The sequence below is a fragment of the Methylophilus sp. DMC14 genome, from assembly GCF_056314085.1.
On sequence record NZ_JBQUZA010000011.1, the window covers coordinates 1 to 5,382 of the forward strand.

Consider the following 5,382-nt stretch of genomic DNA (forward strand, 5'->3'; position numbering starts at 1 on the left):
ACATATTGGGCCGCCACGTTGAGGGGGTCAATCACCGCATCCAGCGTCTCGTTCACGCCCTGGACAATCTTGCGGAAGTCACCTTGATGCTTGCTGGCATCCGCACGGGTGGATAAACGGCCTTCTACCGCTGCGTGCACCAATTCTTCAGTGTCATACACCATACTATTAATGGTCTCTATACACTGGTTCAGGTTGTTTTTAATGGCGTTAAAATCGCCTTTATAGTCAGCCGTAATCTTTTCTGGAATTTCACCTTTGGCGATCTGTTCCACATAGCTCGCAGCCACACCCAAAGGCGTTACAACTGCATCCAGTGTCTCGTTTATCCCCTCAACCACTTTGCGGAAATCGCCTTGATGCGGCTGAATGTCTGCCCGTGTAGAGAGATTGCCTTGTACCGCAGATTGTGCCAGGCCATGGGTATCATGAATGAGTAACTTAATCGACTTGACCATGCTTTGCATGGCCGTCATTAACTGGCCGGTTTCATCCTGGCTATGCACCTCAATCACGACATCTGTTCTACCCAGTGATAAGTCCTGTGCAACCTGGGCGGCTTCACGTATGGGTTTTGCAATTTTTGCGGCTGAAAACCAGATGACCGCAATCCCGGTTGCCGTCACCATCAAGCCTAACAATAACTGCCATAAAGCGGCTTGATTCGCACCGCTAGACAATCGTTGATCAAGCGCTTGCGCTTCTGCCAGCACGACGGCGGTTGGTACTTTAATCAGGACAGACCAAGGTTTGCCAGTGCGGCCCAACATAATGGGGGCGAGCGCCATCATTTGACCGGCTTGCTGGTCAATCGCGGCTAAATCATGACCAGACTGGATCTCTTGGAGATACTTTGCGCTACTGTCGCCCACAATTTTGCCAAAGGGCTGGCCAATCAAGCCTGGATTACGGCTATCGGCCACGATAAGCCCCATATTACTGACGATAACCACTTCGCCCTTGCCGTCAAACAGATTCTTGCTGGCACCTTCAGCGGTTTTTTGCACAAAGTCCAGATTGTAGTCAGTCCCGGCGACCCCATAAAACTTGCCGTTCTTGATAATGGGCGCCGACAGCGTGGTCAGCCATACAGATTTGCCCTGCACAATATAAGGAAATGGGTCCAATACACTTTCGGTATGGTTTGTTTTGGGGCCAAGATACCAGCCGCCTTTCATGACACCATTGGGGTGCTTGTCCAGCGTGTCATACTCCACCAGTGGTTGCACCGCAATCCGTCCGCTTTCATCACGGTTCCAATAAGGCGTAAAACGGCCGGTGAGGCTATTGTTGCCATCCCTGCCCGTTTTAAAAGTGTCATCTTTACCATCAAGCGCATCCGGCTCCCAACAACTATAAGTGCCATTGAACTCTGGGTTTTGTTTCAGCACATTGAGCAAGATGGCATTAATCTGGTCACGCCCCAGTGCCACGGAACCCTCTTTACTCAACACAAAAGTATTTGCCATCGTGCGTGCCGCATCCAGTGCGACATCAAACTTGGCCTGGATTTTTCCTGCTTCAGAGCCAGCCAGATTCTTCAAGCTGTTTTTGGTGCCTTCGTTGACTAACAACGATACGTTTTCAGACACCAGTTGCTGATTGTTTTTAGCTGAGAGATAAGAGGATCCGACGAGAATGCTGCCGCTCACCAGAATGGACAGCCCTGCCATCAGGACGATTTTGCCCTGAATAGATTGAAAGCGCTGAGACAACTGCATATTGACTTCCTTTGCATAAAAATAAATAGGGGGCGTGCATTGCTGACACACTGCTCTTCCGAGTTATTTCTAGCTTGAAGTCAATCAATGACCGTAAAGCCAATTTTTATATGAATAATAAAATCCGTTTATAAGATTTTTTATTCACTGTTTATGTAATCATTATCCCGCTAAAGATAAAGATCCAAATTGAATGTAAAACGTATTTTTATGGTTCTGTTTAAAGTCATTCAGGCATGAAGTTTTACAAACCCTGCCCAATGATGTGTAGACACAAAAAACGGCTGCCAAAGCAGCCGTTTCTGAAGATGACTTAGGTCAAAACTCTTCCCAATCCGAATTATCCGTGCCGGTTTTGGCACTGACCCTAGGTGGACTGGCCGTCGCTTGAGCACGCTGGGGTTTATCCACATAGCCGGAGGGGGCTGGAACCGGTCGTCCCGAGCCATGCTGAGGCATGGTTCGCGGTGTTGAAGAAACACTTCCCTTGGCTTGAGACTTAGGTGAGGCGGTAAAGCCTGATCCCGCGCCCCTCTCCAGCTTGAACTGGCTGACCACATCCGCCAGCTGATTGGCCTGATCAACCAGGGATTCTGCCGCAGCGGCCGCTTCTTCAACCAATGCTGCATTCTGTTGCGTGGTTTCATCCATGCTGGTCACTGCCTGGTTTACCTGATCAATGCCGGTGGTTTGCTCAATAGAGGCAGCAGAGATTTCACTGATAATGTCAGCCACGCGTTGCACAGAGGAGACCACCTCGTCCATGGTGCTACCGGCATTTTCGACCAGCTTGGTGCCTTCAGTGGTTTTATTCACAGAGTCTGCAATCAGCTCTTTAATCTCTTTCGCAGCACTGGCTGAACGCTGGGCCAGGTTACGCACCTCACCTGCGACCACGGCGAAGCCTCTGCCCTGCTCACCTGCACGCGCCGCTTCTACCGCTGCGTTCAGCGCCAGGATGTTGGTCTGGAAGGCAATGCCGTCAATCACCGAAATAATGTCTTCGATCTTCTTGGCACTTTCGTTGATCGCACTCATGGTGGCAACCACTTCGTTCACCACCTGGCCACCTTTGACGGCAACGCCTGAGGCGGTCAGCGCCAGCTGGTTGGCCTGTTTGGCGTTATCAGCGTTCTGTTTCACGGTCGAAGCCAGTTGTTCCATGCTGGCGGCAGTCTCTTCCAGACTGGAGGCTTGCTGCTCGGTACGCGCAGACAGGTCTGAGTTACCGCTGGAGATTTCATTGGCAGCCGTGGTGATGGTTTCGACGGCTTCAGTCACTGCAATGATCGGTTCTACGATCATGTCCAGCGTGTGGTTAACGCCTTCAACAATTTTGCGGAAATCGCCTTTATGCTGGGAAGCGTCAGCCCGCACTGAAATGCGGCCTTCGCCTGCAGCTTCTGTTAAGCCGTTGATGTCACCAATCAACCCTTTCAGGTTTGCGCGAACTTGCTCAACCGTGTCGTTGATCTCGCCCTTTTTACCTGGCCAGCGCTGAAGCGGAATGTCGAAGTTACCTTCACCAAAGCCCTTCACGACCTGCATGGATTGCTGGTTCATTTCCAACAAGCCCGTCACCATATTGTTGACAGACTTGGCCAGCGTACTGAAATCGCCTTTAAACATGTCATCACGTAGCATGGCATCAATTTCACCTTGCTCATGCGCATTACTGACCCAGTTAACCGAATCAATCAAGCCTTTGAGGTTGCCGCCAATTTTCTTGACGCTCTTGTTGATAAATGCTTTTTCGCCGGGGAATTCCTTGATGGTGGCGGAGAAGTTACCTTCACCAAATTGCAAAATACAATCGGTTACCGTTTTATTTTCTTCGATATATTCCTGCACCATGCCGTTCACCCCTTCAGCCAAGGCGCTGAAGTGGCCATTATATTTGGCAGGGTCAATAAAATAGCTGATATTGCCCTGACGATGGGCAGCAGACATCTGGTTTAAGTCGGATATGATATTGGTCAAATTGGCTCTGACTTGCTCAATATCGCGGTTGATCTCGGCTTTTTTCCCTTTGAATGTCTCAAGCGGAATGCCAAAGTCGCCATTGCCAAAGCCGTTGATTACAGCCATCACCTTGCGGGTCGACGTATGTTGGTCATCCAGCATTTGATTGACCCCTTCGGCCATGTCTTTAAACATACCTTGATGCTGGGTACTGTGGATACGGCGATCAATCTCACCGTTGGCTTGCGCATGCGCGACATCTTTCATTTCGCTGATGACTTTTAGCACATGTTGCCGCATGCGTTGTAGCTGGTAGGCAACACTGCCTTGGTCATGTTCAGCCAGCGGTACGGCAAAGTCAGAATCCCCTTCACCAATTTTTTTGGCAAACTCAGTGAGTTCCAACGGATCTGCACCTAACCGGTTAAGCAGGGATTTAGAGATTGCAATAGCCATCCATCCAGCGATAAGAATGGCAATCCCCAATGCAATTTGCATCAGTATGGAAAACCCGGAAGCGACAGACTTGGCTTGCGCTGAAGCCGTTTTGTTTAATGCCTCCTGATAATCAATAAACTGGTTAATGCTTTTGAGCCATTCTACAAACAAGGGCTTGGCTTCACTCATTAACAGACTTTTCGCTTGCTCCTCATCACCTGCATGGCGTAATGCAATCACACGCTCAATCACCGGTAATGTTTTGACTTCGATAGACTTGATGTGCGTGAGAATTTCTTTTTCATCTGCCGTAACAGCCGCATCCTCTTTAAAAATAGCATCCAGCTTGGCCGCACTCTCTTCATAAGCAACCGCCAATCGACGGATATCACTGATGGACTTGTCCACTTCAGCACTGGATGCCTCCAGGGTCACATCACGTAAACTAATCGCTCGGTCATGCACGCTGCCGCGAAAGTTAATGGCATAGCGCTGCTTAACGCTGTTCACATCATTGATTTCGGTTAGCGTATCGTCGATTTCACGCACACGGTCAATCCCAATAACAGTTAATCCTGCCATCAGCAGAATCATGCTACCAAACCCGACCATCAGGCTTTTCTTTACTCTCATGTTTCCGAACATTTATCCATCCTCAGTATTTGCTTACGCCTATGCCAAATGCTTGTTTAAGATTACAAAAGTCAAAGACATGACTGTCTTCTGACGTGTCTTGCCAACACAAACACTTTTTTCCTTAATACTTTGCTATCTTGCAATTAGTCATCCATCAAGCATCGATTAAAGAAAGGCTTAAAACCTATCCTTTTAATGTCTTTGAAGGGATGTCCTTAAAATGCAAATAGCTCCCAAACCGAGCGCATAAAAAAAGCCGGCTGTTAAACAGCCGGCTTTTTATTTAGACGAATGGTTAGAACTCTTCCCAATCCGAATCGTCAGTGCCTGTTTTGGCGGACGGCCTTGACGTGCTCGGCGGAGATTTTGAAAACTGCGGTTTATCGACATAGCCTGAAGGGGCTGGCACAGCTCGGCCCGAACGCGAATCTGCACTTGGTCTTGGCGCTGAATATCCGCCACTACCAGAAGAGGATTTGAGCGTTGCAGTGAACCCTGTGTTGACTTTACCTTCCAGCTTGAACTGGCTAATCACATCAGCCAGCTGGTTGGCCTGATCGACCAGGGATTCAGCCGCAGCAGCGGCCTCTTCAACCAGTGCAGCGTTCTGCTGGGTGGTTTCATC

2 protein-coding genes and 1 pseudogene are annotated in these 5,382 nt (G+C 49.2%); all 3 read right to left on the reverse strand.

Annotated features, from left to right (window positions below; genetic code table 11):
• The coding region (locus ACT53C_RS14260; protein ID WP_476147030.1) for a HAMP domain-containing protein at positions 1 to 1,721 on the reverse strand (1,721 nt) is incomplete at its 3' end.
• 318 nt (positions 1,722 to 2,039) lie between these two features.
• Positions 2,040 to 4,754, reverse strand: coding sequence for a methyl-accepting chemotaxis protein (locus ACT53C_RS14265; protein ID WP_476147031.1), 2,715 nt, complete (start codon positions 4,752 to 4,754; stop codon positions 2,040 to 2,042).
• Positions 4,755 to 5,052: 298 nt separating this feature from the next.
• Positions 5,053 to 5,382: pseudogene (locus ACT53C_RS14270) on the reverse strand (hypothetical protein); the annotation flags it as partial.